Source organism: Bacillus sp. LR--39, assembly GCF_053613335.1.
On sequence record NZ_JBSIOT010000001.1, the window covers coordinates 1,225,488 to 1,246,856 of the forward strand.

The window sequence follows — 21,369 nt, forward strand, 5'->3', positions numbered from 1 at the left end:
TAAGCATCACTTTATTTTGCATACTCTACGGCTCGAGTTTCTCTGATTACGGTCACTTTAATGTGGCCCGGATAATCAAGCTCGTCCTCAATTCGTTTACGGATATCACGTGCCAAACGATGGGCTTCTAAATCATTAATGGAGTCCGGCTTGACCATGATGCGAACTTCACGGCCGGCCTGAATCGCAAATGATTTTTCAACACCTTCGTAAGACTCGGAGATTTCTTCAAGCTTTTCAAGTCTGCGGATATAGTTTTCGAGCGTTTCACTTCTCGCGCCCGGTCTTGCGGCTGATAATGCATCAGCGGCAGCGACCAGAACGGCGATAATGGAAGTCGGCTCTTCGTCTCCGTGGTGTGACGCAATACTGTTAATGACGACTGGATGCTCTTTATATTTGGTCGCAAGCTCCACTCCGATTTCCACGTGGCTTCCTTCCACTTCATGGTCAATTGCTTTTCCGATGTCATGCAGAAGACCGGCCCGCTTGGCAAGCTTTGCATCTTCTCCAAGCTCGGAAGCCATTAAACCGGCTAAAAACGCAACTTCCATAGAATGTTTCAGTACGTTCTGCCCGTAGCTTGTACGGAATTTCAACCGGCCGAGGATCTTGATCAGATCCGGGTGGAGTCCGTGAACGCCGACTTCAAACGTCGTCTGCTCACCCATTTCCCGGATATAGTCATCAACCTCACGGCGGGATTTTTCAACCATTTCTTCAATGCGCGCCGGGTGAATACGGCCATCCTGAACGAGTTTATCAAGAGCGATTCTTGCCGTCTCCCGTCTGATCGGATCAAATCCGGAAAGAATGACTGCTTCAGGTGTGTCATCAATAATCAGGTCAATACCTGTAAGCGTTTCAAGCGTACGAATGTTACGCCCTTCACGGCCGATGATACGTCCTTTCATCTCATCATTCGGAAGATTGACGACCGATACCGTCGTTTCGGCAACATGATCTGCTGCACAGCGCTGCAAAGCAAGCGACAGAATGTTTTTCGCCTTTTTATCTGCCTCTTCTTTCGCACGGTTTTCGGTTTCTTTTGTCATGATGGCGATGTCATGTGAAAGCTCATTTTCAACCCGGTCAAGAATGATTTGCTTCGCTTCATCCCGTGTCAGGCTCGAAATGCGTTCGAGTTCTGACTGCTGCATACGAATCATCTCATCCACTTTGCTTTCCATCTCTTCAATATGTTGTTGTCGTTCATTCAGAGAATGATCTTTCTTCTCCAACATCGCTTCCCGTTTATCAATTCCTTCATGTTTACGGTCAAGATTTTCTTCTTTTTGAAGTAAACGGTTTTCTTGTTTTTGAAGCTCATTTCGTCTTTCACGAACTTCCTGTTCAGCATCTATTCGAAGTGTATGGATTTCGTCCTTTGCTTCAAGCAGAGCTTCTTTTTTCAGTGCTTCAGCATCACGCTTTGCATCTTCAAGGATTTGCTCGGCAGCACCGCGTGCGCCCGCAATCTTTGCTTCGGCAATGGTTTTACGAACATAGTAGCCAACAACTAAACCGAGCAGAGTCAGCAAAATGGAGATGAGAACCGTCATTGGGGTCATACTTTCACCTCCTCTTGCTATGAACTTGGTTTTTGCTTAAATAAGTGCCGGCATGTACATTGTCTGATTTTCTCAACATACAGAACCTTCACAGGGAATGAGTCTCTCATGCCCTTGTCAAGTTTAAATGGTTTAACAATCATGTTAAAAAAACAAATGTTACAACTTCATTGTAATTGTGTCGGAAATACTTGTCAAGCTTGCCAGCTTAACGATTCGCCTTCAGCTCGGATCTTCGCCCATGTATATATCATACCATACCTTCATCCGCTTTTCGTGAATGACGGCTCTGTTAGTCCGCCTGGTTAAGCAATTGGTAAATTCTATTGTTTACCTGTCCTAATTTGGCGTTATTCTGAATGTTTGACAGTAATATGACATATTTGCTTGCTGAATGGCTGAAGCTGTTCAAAATGTTGTAACCGGGCATAACACCGTGATTGGAATAGCTTCCCGGATCAATGTAAAACCCCATGCCGTAAGCGGCACTGCTTCCTGCTGTAAACATTTTTGTGAAGCTTTCTTTTGAAAGGAGCGTGTTGTTTACGATCGATTTATCAAATTTATAGAGATCTTCAGCGCTCATATACATGTCGCCCGCCCCGTACAGCTGCGATAAGTCCAAAAGGTGCGGCGTTACAAGACTGCCGCTCTCATCGACTTTGTAGCCGACGGCAGGATATTTGGCTTTGGCAAATGTTTTGTAAAATCCGGCATGCTTCATTCCGGCCGGTTTGAACACGTGTTCTTTTATATATTGTTCATAAGACTCCCCGCTGACTTGAGATACGATATAAGCAAGCACTGAATAGTTGGAATCCCTGTAATCCCAAACCCCGGGCTGCCGTTTAATTCCGCGGTATTCTATATCCTTGATTAAATCAATTGGAGCAATCGGTCCCTGACCCTCAATATGCCCGTTTATGCCGGACGTATGATTGAGCAGATTTTTCAATGTAATGCGCGTGCCGTTAGGAAAATTCGGCAAGTATGTACTGACGGGGTCACTCGTCTGCAGCAGCCCTTTTTCTTCAAGCTGCAGGACAGCCGTCGCGATTAACGCTTTTTGGGAAGAACCGATATAATATGATGTCTCCGGATTGTTTTTCATTTTTTGTTTTCGGTCCGCATAGCCAAAGCCTTTTTTCAGCACAACTTTTCCATCTTTTACGATCATTGCTGTGCCGCTGAACCCGATTTGTTGCAAGTAATTGCTGATCTGTTTATTGTGATCGATTGATTTAGGTGTTTTCTCTTTTTGCGTCTTTTCTTTTTTCTGTTGAGTCTGGTCTTTTGAAGTATCAGATTGAGCGGCGGGAGCGCTTTTAACGGATTCCTTCTCCCGGTGATGCGCTGTGACGGTCCAGATCATAATAAAAACAGTAACAAGCAGCAGAAAAAGAAACAGCCCTCCCGTTTTCATCAGCTTCTTCTTTCTTTTTTTATTTATTCTTGTGCGGCGGGGGCTCGTCATCTTTTTTCCTCCTCAGATATAATTTCAACTTTCGCCATGATGTTAGACGAGTGAAGTGTGAAAAAAGTTGTAACATTCCAGATAAAATTTTCCGAAACAGCCAGTGTTTTTTGAAACACACAAAAAAAAGAGCGGAAATTGCTTATTCCGCTCTTTTGATCGTGTTTTTATTCTTCTAATTCCATCTCTTCCTGAACTTCTTCCGCTTTGTCCGTTACACCGTTATTGTCTAAACCGTAATATTCACGGATTTGTTCCTGAATCATCAGCATGATGTCTTTATTTTCTTTTAAGAACTGCTTGGCGTTTTCACGGCCCTGACCGAGGCGTTCTTCTTCATAAGAATACCACGAACCGCTTTTTTGCACGATATCCAGTTCAGTTCCAAGGTCGATGATTTCCCCTTCTTTGGAGATTCCTTCACCGTACATAATGTCCACTTCAGCCGTACGGAACGGAGGAGCGACTTTGTTTTTTACGACTTTAATTCTCGTTTTATTCCCCATGACGTCGTTGCCCTGCTTTAATTGCTCGGCACGGCGCACTTCAAGGCGCACGGAAGAATAGAATTTCAGCGCGCGGCCGCCCGGTGTCGTCTCCGGATTTCCGAACATAACGCCGACTTTTTCACGAATCTGGTTAATAAAGATTGCAATTGTTTTAGATTTATTGATGGCGCCGGAAAGCTTACGGAGCGCCTGAGACATGAGACGCGCCTGTAAACCGACGTGTGAATCACCCATGTCACCTTCAATTTCAGCTTTTGGAACAAGCGCCGCAACAGAGTCAACGACTACGATATCAACAGCTCCGCTTCGCACCAGCGCTTCAGCAATCTCAAGCGCCTGCTCTCCCGTATCCGGCTGAGAAAGCAGAAGCTCTTCGATATTGACACCGAGCTTTTGCGCGTAAACAGGATCAAGAGCATGCTCAGCATCAATAAATGCTGCCTGTCCGCCTTTTTCCTGAACCTCAGCGATTGCGTGAAGCGCTACAGTCGTTTTACCTGAGCTTTCAGGTCCGTATACTTCAATAATCCGTCCGCGCGGGTATCCGCCTATTCCGAGAGCGGTATCAAGTGCAAGGGAACCGCTTGGCACCGTTGAAATTCTTGTATCTGTTTTTTCTCCGAGCTTCATGATGGAACCTTTGCCGAATTGTTTTTCTATTTGCTTAAGAGCCATATCTAAGGCTGCCTGACGATCACTCATTTATTTTTTCCTCCTTTATCTTGCCACTACATATACTATACCTTGTTTACTGGCATTTGCCAAGAAAAAAGCGAACGCATATTCGGATTTTTTCCGCGTTCGCTTTTCTGCAAAAGAGCATAATTTCCCTTGTAAAACTTAAAAATCAGAGAAATCGCCTCTTTAAAACTTTATTTTTGATCCAGCATTTTCAAAATGAGATGGCAGCCGTATTTAGCGGCGCGCTTTCTGATTCCGGTTCTTGAGCCGGCAAAGTTAAATTCGTGCACCTCTTCTTTTCCTTCCGCCGAAATGCCGATAAAGACGCGGCCCGGCGCATGCCCTTCCTGCGGGTCGGGACCCGCAACCCCGGTAAAGCTGATGCCGATATCGCTTCCGGTCAGCTTTCTCACACCGGCTGCAAGCTCTTTCGCACACTCTTTGCTGACCGCTCCGCTTTCTGCGAGCGTCTCAGCTTTCACGCCGAGCACATGCTGTTTCACGCTGTCGGAATAACAGACAACACCCCCTGCAAATAGTTGAGACGCACCGCTTAAATCAGTCACCCACTCTGAAAACAGGCCGCCTGTAAAGCTTTCGGCAGAAGAAATCGTGATTTTGTTTTGTCTGCATGCTTTTGAAAGCTCCTTCACCAGAGACGTATCATCATATCCGTAGAAAAATTCACCGACACGTTCTAAAATGGCGGCTTCCGTTTCTTTTAAAAGCCGTTCTGTTTCTTTTTCGTCAGCATGTTTCGCCGTTAAACGCAGCGTGACCTCTCCGTCAGCAGCGAGCGGCGCAATCGTCGGGTTCGTCTGCGCATCAATAATATCTTCTAAATCAGCTTCAAGCTGGGATTCACCGATTCCGAAAAAACGCAGCACGGTTGAAACGATTTTCTCATTAGAACCGAGCTTTTTAAGAAGCAGCGGCTTCGCTTCATTTTCAAACATCGGACGCAGCTCGCTCGGCGGCCCGGGAAGCAGCATATAAAGCCTTGAGCCGTGCTCTGCAAGCATTCCCGGCGCCATGCCGAAATGATTCGCCAAAACGTCTGAGCCCTCAATGACGAGCGCCTGTTTGCGGTTATTCGGCGACATGGTCCGTTTTGTTTTCGCGAAATATTCTTCGATCGACCGGAACGCTTCGTCATTCAGAACGAGCGGGCGCCCCAGTGTGTTTGCAATGGTTTCTTTCGTCAAATCGTCCTTGGTCGGTCCGAGGCCGCCTGAAAAAATAATCAGGTCTGAGCGCTCTTCGGCAATGCGGATGACTTGCTTAAGCCGCTCAGGATTGTCACCGACAGCGGTATGATAAAACACGTTTACACCGATTTCCGCCAGCTCTTTACTGATAAACTGCGCGTTCGTATTGGCGATCTGGCCTAGCAGAAGCTCCGAGCCGACTGCAATGATTTCTGCTTTTTTTGCTATTTCCATCTTTAAGTCCTTCTTTCTTAGTTAGATGTTTTTAACGCATCCCAGTTCTTCGCAAAATACTCCCAGCCGGAAATGACTGTGAAGAGCACGGCCACCCATAAAGCGATATCGCCGAACGGGAAAGAAACGAGCTCAAACGGAAGATTATGCAGCAAAAGCGCGGCAACAGCGATGATCTGAGCCCATGTTTTAATTTTCCCCAGCATATTGGCGGCTACAACTTCCCCCGTTCCCGCCAGTACAAGTCTTAATCCCGTTACGGCAAATTCGCGGCTGATGATGATGATGACCATCCACGCCGGCGCAAGGTCAAACTGCACAAGCGTAATTAATGCCGCGGATACCAGCAGTTTGTCAGCCAGCGGATCTAAAAATTTCCCGAAGTTTGTCACGAGGTTCAGTTTTCTGGCGTAGTAGCCATCCACCCAGTCAGTCGTTGATGCGATAATGAATAAAACAGCTCCCGTAAGATGCGCGACCGGAATCGATTCATCCCCTATATGAACGCTGCCCCACTGAAAAGGAACAAGCATGATAATCATAAATACAGGAATTAAAGCGATTCTTGCCAGTGTGATTTTATTCGGTAAGTTAAACATAAAGCCCCTCCAATAATATGTACTCGGACGTGAAGAAAAAGTCATCTTAATCGTTCAGATGACTTTTTCCCCTTTTATTTTTTCATCTTGATTGTGATGGTCTGCGCCATCACATCATGCGGATTGAGTTCATAGGACAGAACCTCTCCGTTGATTTTAATTTTCAGGTTAGGGGCATAGCCCGTGCGGATTTCAATCTGCTTTTGATCCGTGACGTCTTTTTTAAAGGTTTCGCCTTTTTGCAGCGTTCCTTCTTTTAAAGAACCGCCGCTGTCATCACGGACGCGGATCCATGCGCTGTCAGAAGCAATCAGTTCAAGCTTATACTTATCTGCCCCGGAGACGTTGTATGAAGAAGCCGAGCCTTCCGTTCCGGCCGCTTTGATCTCCGTCTTTTCACTGCTTTTTTCTTTCTTTTTCTGCTCTGACGCTTTTGTGTCCTTTTTGTCTTTTTTGCTGTCAGATTGCGCTTCGTCATTTGTATTGCCGTCGTTTTTCAGCGCAGAATCCTTAGGAATCTCATACTTGCTCTCACTTTGGGTGACGGCTTTATCTCCGTCTGTCTGCCCGGATTTGCTCATTCCGAGCTGAATAATCGCATAAATGATCGCGATGACGATAATGACACCGATGACGACAAGGACGGTCGGAAGCCATTCCGCCGCCTTTGAAGCGGACTTAGGAAGCTCCCTTTGCATGGCAAGACCGGAGATTTTTTCCGACACATCGTCATGGTACGTGTTAGGGATGTCTTTTTTATATTCTTCAAATAACTGATCTGAATCAAGCCCGACAGCTTCAGCGTATTGCTTGATAAACGCCCGCACATAAAAATTGCCGGGAATGACGTCATAATTGCCTTCTTCCAGAGCGGTTAAGTATCTTTTCTGAATTTTCGTCGCCGCCTGGAGTTCATCCAACGACATCCCTTTTTCCTCTCTGGCTTCTTTAAGCCGGATTGCTAATTCTGTCACAACAAACACCTTCCAATATTAAAAATCAAAGCTTGAAAAACCGGTCTGATCAAACATTTGCGGTTCTTCTGCATGTTCATATGTAATGACTTCGTCAGGATCATTTCTGAGTTCGATAATATAATCGAAATCATCGAGCGTATACTCCGAATTTTGAACAAAAATATCGGGGTGCTCCACGACCTTTGTCGCCGGAAGCCGCATAATTTCACTGACGAGCTGAAGATGGCGCTCAGATCCCCGTCTTGTCGAAACGATGCCGTCGAGGATAAACACGTTTTCCGTGCTGTATTCATCGGCAACCAGCTGGCTCCGGATCGTTTGTTTTAGCAGCGTTGATGATACGAAAAGCCATCTTTTGCTGGCACAAACGCTTGACGCAACAATGGACTCCGTTTTTCCGACCCTCGGCATTCCCCGGATTCCGATCAGTTTGTGTCCTTCTTTTTTAAACAGCTCGGCCATAAAGTCAACCAGAAGACCGAGCTCGTCCCTTTCAAAACGGAAGGTTTTTTTGTCATCGGCATCACGCTGAATGTATCTTCCGTGGCGGACTGCGAGACGGTCGCGAAGCCTCGGTTCTCTCAGCTTCGTTACTTTAATGGTCTCCATTGTTTTTAAAATTGATTCCAATCGTTTAATTTGATCTATATGCCGGCATCTGAGCAGCATTCCCCTTCTGGAAAGGTCGACACCGTTAATTGTGACAATATTAATTGACAGCATCCCGAGAAGAGATGAAATATCCCCGAGCAGGCCGGGGCGGTTCACTTGAATTTCATATTCAAAATACCATTCGAGCTTTGCCAAATGATATACCCCCTCCATTGTGGCAAATTTTTACCTTCCTTTATCATAAAACATTTTTCTCTAATTAGAAAGAAGAATGTTGCTCTATAGAGGAAAACATAAAAAAAGAGAGGAGAAATCCCCCCTCTTAATGAGTGCTGTTATTTTCAACAAGCTTCACCATCATATTTGCGATGGCGCGCTGTTCATCTTCAGAAGCAACGCTCCAAAGATCAGCAAGCACTTTTTCCTGATGGTTTTTCGAGTCGACTTCGTTCGCAAGGTAACCGCCGATTTCTGTAGCGAGGTCAGTGATCGTTTCATCACTCATCCCTTTTTCCTGCGCATAGTTCAATCTGTCGCCAAGGAAATTCTTCCAATTATCCCAGTTTTCTAATACTGACATGTTGGGTTCCTCCATTTCATCTGTTGTTACAAAATTATTTTGTCCGTACAGATGCAAACTATACACACATTTTTTTCAGCAGTGCCAGCCGCCGTTTACGGATAATATATGCCCCGTAATATAGGAAGCCTTTTCCGATAATAAAAAGGCCGCCGCTTCGGCGATTTCCTCCGGCTTTGCCAGCCGGCCCGCGGGAATTTCCTCTGCCAACGCTTCTTTTTCATCAGACGTGAACTGATCAAGCATATTTGTATCAACGGCACCCGGCGAGACTGCATTCACTCGGACGCCGCTCGGAGCAAGCTCTTTGGCAAGCGCTTTAACGAACGAATGCTGCGCTCCCTTGACCATGCTGTATAATACCTCGCACGATGCGCCCGTTTCTCCCCAGACGGAACCGATCGCGACGATGCCCCCGCTTTTTTTCCGAATCATGCCGGGCACCAGATTACGCGCCAAAAGAAACGGACTCGTCACATGCAGCTGCACCATCTCCCGCGCCGTGTCATCCGTAACGTCCGTAATCAGGCCGAAGTGACTTTTGCCGCTGTTTAATATCAGAGCGTCCACAGGCTGCTTAACGGAACGGCTGAGTGTCTCCGCGCCATCCGGTGAGGACAGATCCGCCTGAATAACGGAGGCTTTTACGCCGAATGATGCGCTCAGCCTTTCCGCAAGCCTGTGTGCGGCTTCCTTATTAGAATGATAATGCAAAAGGACGTCATATCCGTTTTTTGCGAGGACTTCACTTATACTTTGTCCGATTCCGCCGCTTGCTCCGGTTACGAGCGCTGTCTGTTTCATCAATCCATACTCCTTCTTTCCCCAGAAAAACATCCCTCAGGGCGTGAGGGATGTTTTTGTTATGATTTTGGCACGACTTTGCAGACTGTCAGCCTTTCTTCTGATATTTCTTCTTTAATAACCCGCTTTACGTCTTCCAGCGTAATCTGCTCCAGTACGGTTACGACATCAAACAGACTCATATCTAAAAAGGCGTAGCGTGTGAATTGGTTGGCGATATATTCAGGCGAATTGAGCGCTTTTAAGAATGACCCGATCTTCTTTTTTCTCGCAAGGTCAAGTTTTTCCGCAGTCACGGCTGATTCCGCATCAAGCAGCATGTGTTTTAATTCGTCAGCGAGCTTATCCGGCTCCGGTGTATCTCCTCCGACAGAGGCAAAACCGAATCCGTATTCAGCCGTGTAATCAAAGCTGAAGGTTTCATCAATGTAGCCTTTGTCGTACAAGTCGCCGTAATGCGGTGAGCTTTTTCCGAAAAGACATTCAAGCATGAGGTTCATGCTGAGCTCGTGCTTCAACAGCTCCTGCCCCGTTTTATAAGGGTCTTTCGCCTTTAAGCCGACAAGACATTTTGAGCCTTGCACGTTCATTTTTAACTCCTGCTCCCGGCGGAAGACCGCTTCCTGCTCCTGAACTTCTTCACGTTTGATTTCAGGCTGGTCTGTAAACGGCTTTTTCTCCTGGTTTTTCCGCACCTGGCTGATGACCGCTTCAGGATCTACGGGACCGACGATAAAGAGCAGCATATTGCTCGGGTGATAAAACGTTTCGTAGCACTCATACAGCAGATCTTTCGTAATATGTGAGATGCTCTCCACCGTTCCGGCAATGTCAATTTTCACGGGGTGGTCTTTATACATATTTTCGATAAGGCCGAAAAACAGCCGCCAATCCGGATTATCATCATACATATTGATTTCCTGGCCGATGATGCCTTTTTCTTTTTCAACTGATTTTTCCGTGAAATACGGGTCCTGAACAAAATCCACGAGTGTTTCCAGGTTTTTCTCCACATTAGAAGTGCTGGAGAACAGATAAGCGGTTCGTGTAAATGATGTAAAGGCATTTGCCGACGCCCCCTGCTTACTGAAGTCCTGAAACACGTCGCCGTCCGCTTTTTCAAACAGTTTATGCTCCAGAAAATGCGCGATTCCGTCAGGGACGTGTACCATTTCTTCCTTATTTAAAGGAACGAATTGATTGTCAATGGAACCGTACTTTGTCGTAAACACGGCGTATGTTTTATTAAAGCCCTGTTTCGGCAGCACATAGACATCAAGGCCGTTTGCCATTTTTTCATGATACAGCGTTTCCTGAAGCTGTTCGAAGTTTATCGGTTTAGTCAAGATGCTCCCCCCGTCCCTTTTAAGAAATAAGTCGTATCCAGCTTAATGTTCTTTCCGACATTGATAATGTCCTCTTTTGTCACTTTCTCGATATTGTCAAGGAATCTTTCGATCGGTATCTCTACTTGGGCTGAGGCCTGCTGATACAGAAATTCCGCTAAACCGTATGCCGTATCAATGGTTTCTAATACTTGGTTTTTAATAACGGCTTTCGTTTGGGCGATATCATCTTCTGAAAAGTCACCGTTTTGCATAGCCTGAAACTGTTCTTCAATGATGGTGACGGCCTGCTTGTAATTTTTCACCTCAATGCCCGACATGACCATCAAAAGCCCTTTGAAGCTTTCCACCCTTGAGGCTGCATAATAGGCGAGGCTCGCTTTTTCACGGACATTTATAAACAGCTTTGAATGAGAGAAACCTCCGAACAGCCCGTTAAACACCTGCAATGCAGGATAATCCGGATCTGTATATGTCGTATTGGTCCGAAATCCGATATTCAGCTTGCCCTGCTTGACGTCCTCTTCATCAATGACTTCCTTCGGATCGGGCTGTTCATTCGCCGCGCTTCTTTCAAAAGGCTGCAGCTCCCGTTCTTCCGTTTTAAAGTACGTATCAACGGCCGTTTTCACCTGATCTGTATCAACATCGCCGATGACGTACAGGTCCAGCTGATCTTCGCGTATGGCTTTTTGATAGGCTTCATACAAATCTTGCGGTGTAATGTGTTCAACATCATCGAACTCGCCGTTGACGTGAAGGGCATACGGTTCGCTTTTGCACATTTCCTGAACGAGACGCAGATTAGAATATCTCATCTTATCATCATATACGGCTTGAATCCGCTGTTTCAGCGTCCGTTTTTCCTGCGTGACATAAAGGGGCAGGAAGGCGCCGTTTTCCAAAGCGGGCGAAAAGACAAGCTCTGATAAAAGCTGAAGGCCTTTTTCCAATAACGGTGTGCGGTCCTTCAGATACTTTTCATTAGGAATCTCAAGCCTGAACGTAATGACATGACGTTCTCCCTTTTTTGTCAGATCAGCTGAAACGGATGTGCCGTACAGCTCATCAAAATAAGACCGCAGATCAGCGGTTTTCGGGCGGCTTTCTGTTCCGCGCAGAAGCACATGCGGAAACAGCGCTCTTTTTGTTACGAGCTCTTTCGTTAAAGGAGCCAGCATTTTAAACGTCAGCGAAACGGTTTTAAATTTCTCGGTCTTTACGATGTGGGCGGTGATCCCGCCGTGCTTTGACTTCATTTCATTTACGTAAGTCATGTGAAACCTCCTTCGTTCATTCTTTCATAGTATGTATTATGACCAAATTTCAGCATTCGCAAAAAAGAGTACGCAGATGTAATTATATCAACTGGAGGATTTATAAGGAAACAAAAAACCTCTGCCCGAAAACAGGCAGAGATATTGAACGTTATTTTTTCAAATTGAAAGGCCACCAGTTGGCTCTTCCGAATATTTTCACCATGACCGGTACAAAAAACGGAAGGACCACAATTGCGTACATGAGAAGGCCTGTTAATACCACGGTTGCAATCTGTAATAAGGAAAGAACGCCTGACGGCAGCATGGCCGCAAAGGTTCCCGCTAAAATAATCGCCGCAGAAATGATGACGGAACCCATATTTTTCATACTGCTGATCATTGCGGGTTCCGTTCCTTCTTTTTTAAGCTCATTAAAACGGTCCATTAAAAAGATGGAATAATCCACGCCTAGAGCCATCAAAATGACAAAGCCGAAGAACGGCACGGCCCAGTTTACGCCCGGATACCCGAAGAAGTGTGTAAAGATGTATTCCGTCACGCCGATGGATGCGAAATACGTCAGTACGAGCGACGCCACTAAATAAACAGGCATAATGAGGGAGCGCAGCATCACGATGAGAATCAGAAAAATTCCCGCCAGCATAAACATTGCCGTCCGTTTGAAGTCTGAATCCGATACTTCCTTCAGATCGGCATTCATGCTGGAGACTCCCGAAACGCCGAAGGAAGCATTCTTCAGATCCGTGTTCGGAATGGCCCTTTTTACGCTCGCTTTGATCGCTTGAATATCTTGAACGGCCGTATTTGAGTAAGGATTATTATCAAGAACGACGGTCAATTCTGTCGTTTTTCTGTCATCTGACATGTACGTATTAAACACGCTTGTGAAATCACTGTTTGTCAACGCGTCTTTCGGCACAAACCAGCCTGTCATTTCTTTGTCTGACGCCTTGTGAAGCTCACCCAGGTAATCATTCGCCCCCATCATGCCGCTTGATACTTTCTTAAGCCCTTTTACACTGTCGTTAAGGCCGGAAGAAAGATCGCTGAGCCGGGAAGAAAAATCACCGAGACCGCTCTTCATTTTTTTCTGGCCCTCCGCGAGCTGTCCTGCCGCCGATTCAAGGCGCGGCATTTGTCCTGCGAGAGCCCCCTGTCCGTCTGACACTTGCTGCAGACCGTTTTCAATACTGGTCAGACCGTTGATCATTGCGTTAATTTGAGTGTCAATCTTCTTCTGAGCGGCTGCCAGCCGGGCAAATTGTTTTTCCGCTTGCTGCAGATGAGCCTTTTGACTGTCGACCTGTTTAGAAAAAGCTTCTGCATCCGCGTTTGCCTTGGAAACGGCTGACTGTACACCCGTAAAGGCCGATTTGATTTCTTGGTAAGAGGGATCGGTTTTGACTGACGGTATTGACGCTTCCAATTTTGCAAACGGCAGCCGGGCAAGCTGCTTGTTCAAATCGGCAAGCTGTCTGCTGGCTTCATCTTTCATCGGCAGGACGGTTTTTACCAATTTTAAAGCGTTTTGCGTTTCTGAAGCGAGACCGCTGTTTTGTTTGAGCTGTGAAGTCAGCATTTGTTTTTGCTCTTCAATCTGCTTTCTCATCTGGGCGACGCCGGCTTTATTCTCGTTCACGCCAGCCTGCAGTTTATTCAGGTTTTCTCCTATATCAGAAAGCCCGGATTTCAGAGACAATGTTCCGTCAATAAGCTGATTGACGCTTTTCCCCGACTCTTCGATCTGCGGCTGTGAATCAGCTAACGACTGTGCGGCATGCCCTAATCCGTCCGTGATTTTTTCAAGTCCCGTATTGCCCTTATCAAGTCCTTCTTGAAGCTGCTTTGCCTGATTTGTGACAAATAATTGATTCAATCCGTTTCCAGCAGGGCGCGTGGCGCTTCTGACCGTTTTTACACCCTCTGTTTTTTCAAGTTCTCTGCTGATTTTTTCGATATCAATCAGGTGTTTTTCGGTATTTAAAGTCGCATCATTTTTGATGACGACTGTGGCCGGAAGAAGTTCTCCCGGGCCGAAGGCGTCTGAAATCGTATTAAACGCGCGGACGGATTCATATTTATCCCCGATTTCGTCAAGACTGTTGTAAGATAGCGCCCCTTTGTAAAGAAGGATAGGCGGGACAGTGAATGCCGCAACGATTGCAAGACTGATGAGCGGCCTTTTAAATGAAAACCGCCCTGACGTTTCCCATGCTTTGCTTTGAGGATGGGAAATATCGCCCTTCACAGGCCAAAACAGTCTTTTTCCTAAAACAGCCATAAAAAACGGCACGATCGTCATGAGCGCAAGCAGCAGCACCGCGACACCGACCGCAACGGCGGCTGCCGACTGATACAGCTTAAATGTCGCAAATCCGATGCAGGCAAATCCGATCAGCACTGCACCGCCGCTGTACAAAACCGTCTTTCCGGCCGTTTTGTAGGTGACGACGATCGCTTCTCTTATATCAGCGCCATGCGACAGTTCTTCTTTAAACCGGCTGAGAAGCAGAATGCAGTAGTCTGTACCGATTCCAAACATAATCGCAACCATAAAAATCTGAGTAAAAGTTGAGAGCGGAAAATTCAGTTGATCGACTAAAAATGCGACAATCGACTGGCTGACTAAATAAGATATCAATACTGATAAAAGCGGTACAAACGGAGCGACCACTGACCGAAATACAAGAATCAGCACGATCAGGATAAAGGCAACCGTTATATATTCAGTCTTTTTTAAGCCGTCCTGCGAGCTTTTTAACACATCTTCGTCGATCAGCGACTGGCCTGTAATGCCGTATGATACGCCGTACGGTTTCAGCTCTTTATCAATTTTATTTTTTATTTCGAGGATATCGTTTTTGGATGTATCAAGCTGCAGCTGAACGAGCATCGTTTGTCTGTCTTTTGACAGCAGCTGTTTTTTGATGTCGTCATTTTTCTCCCCGAAGTATGAAGTCACCGTTTTAATCTGAAGCGCTTTTTTCTGTTCAGACAAAGTGCTGACGGCTTCTTCCAGACGATCTTTTTTGTCTGTCATTAAGCCTTTTTCGTGAAATACGATGACGGCAGAAGAAGACGGTGCATCTGAATCAGACATTTCATCAAGCAATTCATGGGCGTAAGAAGAGGAATACCCGTCCGGTACGGAAATCTGCCCTTTCTCCCGTGTCAATTCAGCCATACCAGGCGCTGTAAGCATAAATATCACCGTTGCGGCGACCCATACCGCGGCGATGATCCAGCGGGCTCGGATAATGTTTTTCATTATGTCTGCTGATCCTCCTCTGTCATCATCAATCGATATAATTTTTCATATGTATTAACGAACATCTCCGCCTCGTCTTCATCAAAATACATAATATATGAACGGACGAGTTCCTCAATCCGCCGCTCCACACGGTGAAATACTTCCGTCCCCTTTTCCGTGACATTTAAAAGTATGCTCCGGCGGTCGCTTTGGCTGCGTTCTCTATTGATGTAGCCTTTTTCATACAGGCGGTTCGTCATCGATGTAATGGCGCTTTTATTGACGTGGCACACCGCGGCCAGTTCAATTGATTTGCAATCCGGATTGAGCATAATATAGCGGAGGATGTAATATTGATCCAATGTCAGCTCTTTGTTCACTTTTTCAGCGATAATGCTGTCAATTTTTTTTAAGACGTGCAGGTATACATCGGAATAACGCTGAATCAGCTGCTTTACTTTTTCTTCATGCACCTTTTCCCCCTCCTTCCGATAGTTAATATGTTTAACTATTAAAAAGAATAACGACTTGACGGTATCATGTCAATCTTCAAAATAAAATAAAAAAAGACAGTGCAGATTACACCGTCTTTAATGATTCCTTTTTTTCTTTTGCTTGTGATGAGATATTTAACAGCGCTAAAAATACAGACACAATGCCGCAAAAAGCGGATAAAATAAAAATCAGCCAGCCTGCATTTGACATCAGGGCAGCAAAGATCGGCGGTCCCGCCGCTACTCCGATAAACCGCATGCTGTTATAAAATGAGGTGATGGTTCCCGATTCCTCGTTGTCTACGCCTTCTGTGATGACAGCGTCTAAAGCCGGCAATGCCATTCCGATACCGATACCGCTGACACACAAAAAGATAAATAATAAATAAAAACTGTGATTCCACCATAGGCCGATAAACGACAGTGTCACGGCACTCATTCCGAAAACGATGCAAAACTTCATTTTGCCTTGGTCTTTTCCGATTTTTCTGCCTGATATATATGAACTGACGGATAGAAATAAAAGCGGGATTGCCAAAAGCGCTCCTTTAGCCACACCGTCAATTCCGTATTTCTTCTCCAGTGAGTCTGATAAATAAAAAAGAACCCCGAACAGCAAAAACATAATCACGCAGCCGATGATAAAAACCGTAAAGAGCCAGCGTCCGTCACGCTTAAATATGCGGCCGACATTTTTCACAAATTCGGAAATAGAAGGCGCTTCTTTTTGTTCCTCCGGCTTTGCCACCAAAAACAATACGAGAAAAAAACTGATGAGCGAAAAAAACGGAATGAACCAAAACGGCATAAACCAAAACCATGCAGCCAAGAGCGACCCGAGAATCGGGCTTATTACTTTCCCGGCAGTGTTAGACGTCTCAATGTCGCCGAGCCCCGCGGTAATCCGCTCATCATCCCCTTTGAATAAATCACCGATAAACGGCATCACTACAGGAGCCGCCCCTGCCGAACCGATTCCCTGCAGCACCCGTCCCGCCAAGATAATGGGATAAGGATGCTTGAACGCGGTGGAAGCTATCGCGGCAAGCGCTCCGCCCGCACCGGCTATGAGAAGACAAGGCAGAAGAACCTTTTTTCTTCCGAATTTATCGGACAAATATCCGGCAATCGGAATACAAATAATCGCCACAATCGAATAGACCGTTATAATTAACGATACTTGAAAAGACGATATGGACAGCTTCTTTTCAATCATCGGAAGCACAGGAATCAGCATGGAATTCCCGAGTGTCATCACGAGCGGTACAGAAGCCAGAGCAATGATATTTTTCGTTCCATTTTTCTTCTTACTCAACTTATTCACCCATTCACTATACTTGGTTGTTTCCTGTTTTATTGTGCCTTGCAGAAAACAAAGTATGTACTGAAACGGCAAATAAAAAAACAGACACATGACGCGTCTGTCTTAAAAACGTTTTCTTACAACATGAAAACTGAACTTATCAGCCCGGAAATAATTTAATGAATACAGCACAGGTTCATCATTCTGATTATAGTGGGTTTGCTTCAGCAATAAAAGCGCCGTCTCCGGCTCACATTCCAAAACCGGTGAAATCGTATCGTGATATCCGATCGGTTCGATATCAGCAACGGCATAGCTGATCACAGACCCGGAGTTTTTTTCCAAAAGATCGAAAATAGACTCCTGTTCATGACAGAAAGAATTCGGCAGAATGTGCATCGGAATCGTATCTAAACAATAAACGACCGGAGTGCCGCTTGCCGTTCTCACGCGTTCCAAATAAAAAAGCTCCTGCTCAGGCTCAAGCCGGAATCTAGCGATATCTTCATCAGACGGCGTGATGACCTGAGACGACAAAAAAATCGTACCCGGCACCATGTTCGCCTGCTGAATCGTTTTCGTCACGCTGTTGAGCTGTTCAATACCTGAAAGAAACAGCGGTTTTGTATGGACGAAAGTGCCCACACCGTGCCTTCTGATAATCACATGCTCCTCTTCAAGGATACGCAAAGCTTCACGCAGAGTTGCCCGGCTGACACCCATTGATTTTGAAAGCTCAAATTCAGAAGGAAGCTTTTCCTTTTCGGTGTAAATTCCGTTTTGTATATCCTCTTTGATTCGCTCAATCACTTTTAGATACAAGTGACGATTGTCAGCTTTTGTAGACATGTTTCCCCTCCGTAAACCACTTTCATAAATTATTGAACAATTGGGACAACTATATCATGTTTTAATAAAAAAATAAATAGGAATGATTTTGGTGATATCATTTTCAGTGAAAACTCTCTCCTTTTTAAGAAGAGAGCTCATCATATTGTTCCTTAGATAATAGTACTTCCCTCGGTTTGCTTCCTTCATACGGCCCGACGACGCCCCGTTCCTCCATTGCGTCAATCAGACGGGCAGCTCTCGTATATCCGATTCTGAACCGCCTTTGAAGCATGGAGACTGATGCCGTCTGCATGCCGATAATCAAATCGACCGCTTCGTCATAGAGATCATCCGTTACTTCACTGTGTGTTTCCGAAACTTCTTCCGGAATCATCTCTTCTTGATACTGCGCTTTTTGCTGCGTAATGACATGATCGACGACATGCTCAACCTCTTCATCGGATAAGAATGCCCCTTGCACACGCACCGGCTTATTTGCGCCTACAGGCAGAAACAGCATGTCTCCGCGCCCCAGAAGCTTTTCAGCGCCGCCCATGTCTAAAATTGTCCGTGAATCGGTCTGAGATGAGACACTGAAGGCAATTCTTGATGGAATGTTGGCTTTAATAACACCGGTAATAACGTCAACTGAAGGCCTCTGTGTCGCGATAATCAAATGAATTCCCGCCGCCCGCGCCATCTGTGAAAGTCTCGTAATTGAATCTTCCACGTCGGAAGAAGCGACCATCATCAGATCAGCAAGCTCGTCAACGATGACGACGATGTACGGGAGCTCAGGCTGCTTGACTTCTTCTTCGGCATTTGACCGCTTGATATGGTCGTTATAGCCTTCTATATTTCTCGTACCCGTATGGGAGAACAGCTCATAGCGGCGCTCCATCTCATTGACGACCTTTTTCAAAGCCTGCGAGGCCTTTTTCGGATCTGTCACGACCGGCGCAAGCAGATGAGGAATGCCGTTATACACATTCAGCTCAACCATTTTCGGGTCAATCATCATCATCTTCACTTCATGCGGTTTGGCCCTCATCAGAATGCTCGTAATAATACCGTTGACACAGACGCTTTTTCCGCTTCCCGTTGCCCCGGCTACAAGCAGGTGGGGCATTTTGTTCAGTTCGGCAAGCACGGCTTCCCCGGAAATATTTCGTCCCAAGCCGATCAGAAGCTTCGCGTCCGGCTTGTCATTGAGCTTGGATTCAAGCACTTCTTTTAACGAAACCATCGCAACTTCAGCATTGGGCACCTCGATGCCGATTGCTGATTTACCCGGAATCGGCGCTTCTATCCGGATATCCTTCGCGGCAAGCGCGAGCGCGAGGTCATCGCTCAGATTCACGATTTTACTGACTTTGACCCCGACGTCCGGATACACTTCATATTTTGTGACCGCCGGACCGAGATGAACCTGGGTCACTTTCGCCTTTACGCCGAAGCTTTGAAAAGTCCTTTCGAGTTTTCTTGCATTCTCGTAAATGTTTTTCTTATCGGTCTGCTGGCCGGTATGTTTCGGGTCAGCCAGTATGTCCAATGAAGGCATTTGATAATCTTTATTTTCAAGCTCTGTAAACGTCATCGGCGGAGCCGCAGCCGTTTCGCCACTGTCTTGAGCGCCGCCGGAAGGCTCATATTTTGCCGCTTGTGCCGTCTCCTGCGTTTTTTCCGGAATCAGCGGTTCGGCGGGCTCTTCCTGACGGTCTGAAAAGCTTGAAATAATCGGCTCTGAATGGATGATCGGCGAAATAATTTCCTCATCCTCTTCCTCCGGTTCAGGCTCTTCTTTTTTCTTTTGAACCCGTTTTTGTTTTTTGCCCGATTTTGTTTTTGTTTTCGGCGAAGACATATTCGTTCTGACCGTCTTCATATCCTCAAGAAATGCCTGCCACTGGCCGCGGATAAACCGGCCGACGGGGCTCGTCCACTTTTTGAGCGTTTCCTGCAGTGAACGCCCTGTTACAAGAATCAGCCCCATTAAGATCAGCACGATCGCCATGATTTGTGAACCCGTTGATGCAAATAAAAAGTGGGAAGCTGCAAACAGTACCGCGCCGATCATGCCGCCGCCCAAATCAGGGGAAGCAGCCTGCTGTTTCATGTCAATCATAAACAGCTCCCACGTGTTGCCGATGACACTTGCCGACCGAATCGACCCGTGATGAGACAGATTTTTAAAGAGCTGCACGTGAGACAGCAGCAATATACTTGCGATAATACAGTACAACCCTGCCTTTCTTCTCGTTAAAAGGCTTGGACTCTTCTTTTTCCAAAACAGCGAAATTCCGAGAAGGAAGAGCGCAATTAAGCATAAAATAAACCACTCTCCGGCAAAAAAACGGAACAAGTACACAAATGTCTGTCCCACAACGCCGAGCTGCAAAACAGCAATAATTGAGATTGCAACACAGAGCAGTCCGCTTAGTTCGTATTTTAGATTGAGCTTACTCTCTTGTTTCTTTTTAGATTTCCGTTTTTTCTTTGCCACACTCATCACCTTACTGCGTTAAAAAATGTAAAATCATACATCATGAAGAAAAGCAGCCTTTTGCCGGCTGCATTTTTCTGTAGGATTCCCCTATTATAGCATATTTTGCCCCCGAGAAACGGACTGAATGCCGGTTAGATTTTCAGCTTGATTTTTTGTCCCGGAGCGATGTCCGGATTCAGAAAATCCATCGGGTTCGTACTTAAAATCTGTACGACTTCAGCTTCATTTCCCTTCATCTCAACTAACAGCGGCACGCCGGCGTAATCTACCTGTTCATGCACGCTTTGCTCTATATCCTGACCGTAAATGACTTCTTGGGGCATGACGGTATAAAGGATCATTGAATCATCCTTCCTTCCTCGCCCTTTCGTTCCTCAATCAGCTGATTCAGCTTTTTTATCGCCTGTCCGACGCCGCCCACGGCATCAATTAATCCGTAATCAGCCGCATCTTTGCCGACTACGTTCGTTCCGATGTCCCTGGTTAAGTTTCCTTTTGAAAACATCAGCTCTTTGAATTTTTCTTCAGAAATATTTGAATGATGGGTCACAAAGTTGACGACCCGCTCCTGCATTTTATCCAGGTATTCAAATGTTTGCGGAACCCCGATAACCAGACCTGTAAGCCGAACGGGGTGTATGGTCATAGTCGCTGTTTCCGCGATAAAACTATGATCACATGACACGGCGATCGGCACACCTATCGAGTGGCCCCCGCCGAGTACGATTGAAACGGTCGGTTTTGATAAGGATGCGAGCATTTCCGCAATCGCAAGCCCCGCTTCCACATCGCCTCCGACGGTGTTTAAGATGATCAGAAGTCCTTCGATTTTCGGATTTTGCTCAATCGCGACGATTTGCGGAATGACGTGTTCATATTTGGTTGTTTTATTTTGCGGCGGGAGCTGGACATGCCCCTCAATTTGGCCGATGATCGTCAGGCAGTGAATATTGGTATCTTGGGACATTTGCGGCAGAGATGTCTCTCCCAGCTGCTGAATTTTGCTCATAATGCTGTCTTTCGCATCTGATTTTTCGGGCTGCTGTTCTTCGGTGTTTTCCATACGATGATCCATTTTATCTTTCACCCTTTCCGAATGTCTCTTTGTAT

Annotated in this window: 18 protein-coding genes; all 18 read right to left on the reverse strand. The window is 46.0% G+C overall.

Annotated features, from left to right (window positions below):
* Positions 1–11 precede the first annotated feature (11 nt).
* The 18 genes from rny to ACWHAR_RS05910 all read right to left on the reverse strand — a co-directional run bounded on the left by rny (position 12) and on the right by ACWHAR_RS05910 (position 21,334).
* Positions 12–1,571: a ribonuclease Y gene (rny, locus tag ACWHAR_RS05825; RefSeq protein WP_003154140.1), complete on the reverse strand. Its 1,560-nt coding sequence runs from the start codon at positions 1,569–1,571 to the stop codon at positions 12–14.
* Positions 1,572–1,863: 292 nt separating this feature from the next.
* Entirely contained in the window at positions 1,864–3,045 is a 1,182-nt protein-coding gene (locus tag ACWHAR_RS05830; protein ID WP_032874947.1) for a serine hydrolase domain-containing protein, read from the reverse strand.
* A 167-nt stretch (positions 3,046–3,212) separates the two neighbouring features.
* Complete coding sequence (gene recA / locus ACWHAR_RS05835) at positions 3,213–4,256, reverse strand: recombinase RecA (protein ID WP_003154145.1); 1,044 nt, start codon at positions 4,254–4,256, stop codon at positions 3,213–3,215.
* A 170-nt stretch (positions 4,257–4,426) separates the two neighbouring features.
* Positions 4,427–5,677 carry a competence/damage-inducible protein A gene (locus ACWHAR_RS05840; protein WP_032874945.1) on the reverse strand — a complete coding sequence of 417 codons (1,251 nt, stop codon included), beginning with the start codon at positions 5,675–5,677 and terminating at the stop codon, positions 4,427–4,429.
* A gap of 17 nt (positions 5,678–5,694) precedes the next feature.
* Positions 5,695–6,276, reverse strand: coding sequence for a CDP-diacylglycerol--glycerol-3-phosphate 3-phosphatidyltransferase (gene pgsA / locus ACWHAR_RS05845; RefSeq protein ID WP_007611521.1), 582 nt, complete (start codon positions 6,274–6,276; stop codon positions 5,695–5,697).
* Positions 6,277–6,350: 74 nt separating this feature from the next.
* The gene (locus ACWHAR_RS05850; protein ID WP_014417801.1) at positions 6,351–7,250 is read right to left on the reverse strand and encodes a helix-turn-helix domain-containing protein; all 900 of its coding nucleotides are present in this window, start codon (positions 7,248–7,250) and stop codon (positions 6,351–6,353) included.
* Between the two features lie 18 nt (positions 7,251–7,268).
* The gene (locus ACWHAR_RS05855; protein WP_003154149.1) at positions 7,269–8,060 is read right to left on the reverse strand and encodes a DUF3388 domain-containing protein; all 792 of its coding nucleotides are present in this window, start codon (positions 8,058–8,060) and stop codon (positions 7,269–7,271) included.
* A 127-nt stretch (positions 8,061–8,187) separates the two neighbouring features.
* A complete protein-coding gene (locus tag ACWHAR_RS05860) occupies positions 8,188–8,445 on the reverse strand; it encodes a DUF3243 domain-containing protein (RefSeq protein ID WP_003154150.1) in 258 nt (85 codons plus the stop codon).
* Between the two features lie 75 nt (positions 8,446–8,520).
* On the reverse strand, positions 8,521–9,249 hold the full coding sequence (gene ymfI, locus ACWHAR_RS05865) for an elongation factor P 5-aminopentanone reductase (protein ID WP_032874943.1): 729 nt from the start codon (positions 9,247–9,249) through the stop codon (positions 8,521–8,523).
* 59 nt (positions 9,250–9,308) lie between these two features.
* Positions 9,309–10,595 (reverse strand): EF-P 5-aminopentanol modification-associated protein YfmH, encoded by a 1,287-nt coding sequence (yfmH, locus tag ACWHAR_RS05870; RefSeq protein WP_032874941.1) that lies wholly within the window; start codon positions 10,593–10,595, stop codon positions 9,309–9,311.
* Positions 10,592–11,872, reverse strand: coding sequence for an EF-P 5-aminopentanol modification-associated protein YfmF (gene yfmF, locus ACWHAR_RS05875; RefSeq protein ID WP_012117578.1), 1,281 nt, complete (start codon positions 11,870–11,872; stop codon positions 10,592–10,594). Before yfmF ends, yfmH begins: the two co-directional genes overlap by 4 nt.
* A gap of 151 nt (positions 11,873–12,023) precedes the next feature.
* Complete coding sequence (locus ACWHAR_RS05880) at positions 12,024–15,143, reverse strand: MMPL family transporter (RefSeq protein ID WP_032874939.1); 3,120 nt, start codon at positions 15,141–15,143, stop codon at positions 12,024–12,026.
* Positions 15,143–15,598 (reverse strand): MarR family winged helix-turn-helix transcriptional regulator, encoded by a 456-nt coding sequence (locus ACWHAR_RS05885; RefSeq protein WP_003154157.1) that lies wholly within the window; start codon positions 15,596–15,598, stop codon positions 15,143–15,145. The genes ACWHAR_RS05880 and ACWHAR_RS05885 overlap by 1 nt, the downstream gene beginning before the upstream one ends.
* 106 nt (positions 15,599–15,704) lie before the next feature.
* Positions 15,705–16,934 carry an MFS transporter gene (locus tag ACWHAR_RS05890; protein WP_017417794.1) on the reverse strand — a complete coding sequence of 410 codons (1,230 nt, stop codon included), beginning with the start codon at positions 16,932–16,934 and terminating at the stop codon, positions 15,705–15,707.
* A gap of 111 nt (positions 16,935–17,045) precedes the next feature.
* Positions 17,046–17,771 carry a GntR family transcriptional regulator gene (locus ACWHAR_RS05895; protein WP_007409813.1) on the reverse strand — a complete coding sequence of 242 codons (726 nt, stop codon included), beginning with the start codon at positions 17,769–17,771 and terminating at the stop codon, positions 17,046–17,048.
* A 124-nt stretch (positions 17,772–17,895) separates the two neighbouring features.
* The gene (locus tag ACWHAR_RS05900) at positions 17,896–20,256 is read right to left on the reverse strand and encodes an FtsK/SpoIIIE family DNA translocase (protein ID WP_032874937.1); all 2,361 of its coding nucleotides are present in this window, start codon (positions 20,254–20,256) and stop codon (positions 17,896–17,898) included.
* Between the two features lie 134 nt (positions 20,257–20,390).
* Positions 20,391–20,600 (reverse strand): YlzJ-like family protein, encoded by a 210-nt coding sequence (locus ACWHAR_RS05905; protein ID WP_032874935.1) that lies wholly within the window; start codon positions 20,598–20,600, stop codon positions 20,391–20,393.
* Positions 20,597–21,334, reverse strand: a complete 738-nt coding sequence (locus ACWHAR_RS05910; RefSeq protein ID WP_003154162.1) for a ClpP family protease — start codon at positions 21,332–21,334, stop codon at positions 20,597–20,599. Before ACWHAR_RS05910 ends, ACWHAR_RS05905 begins: the two co-directional genes overlap by 4 nt.
* Positions 21,335–21,369 lie beyond the last annotated feature (35 nt).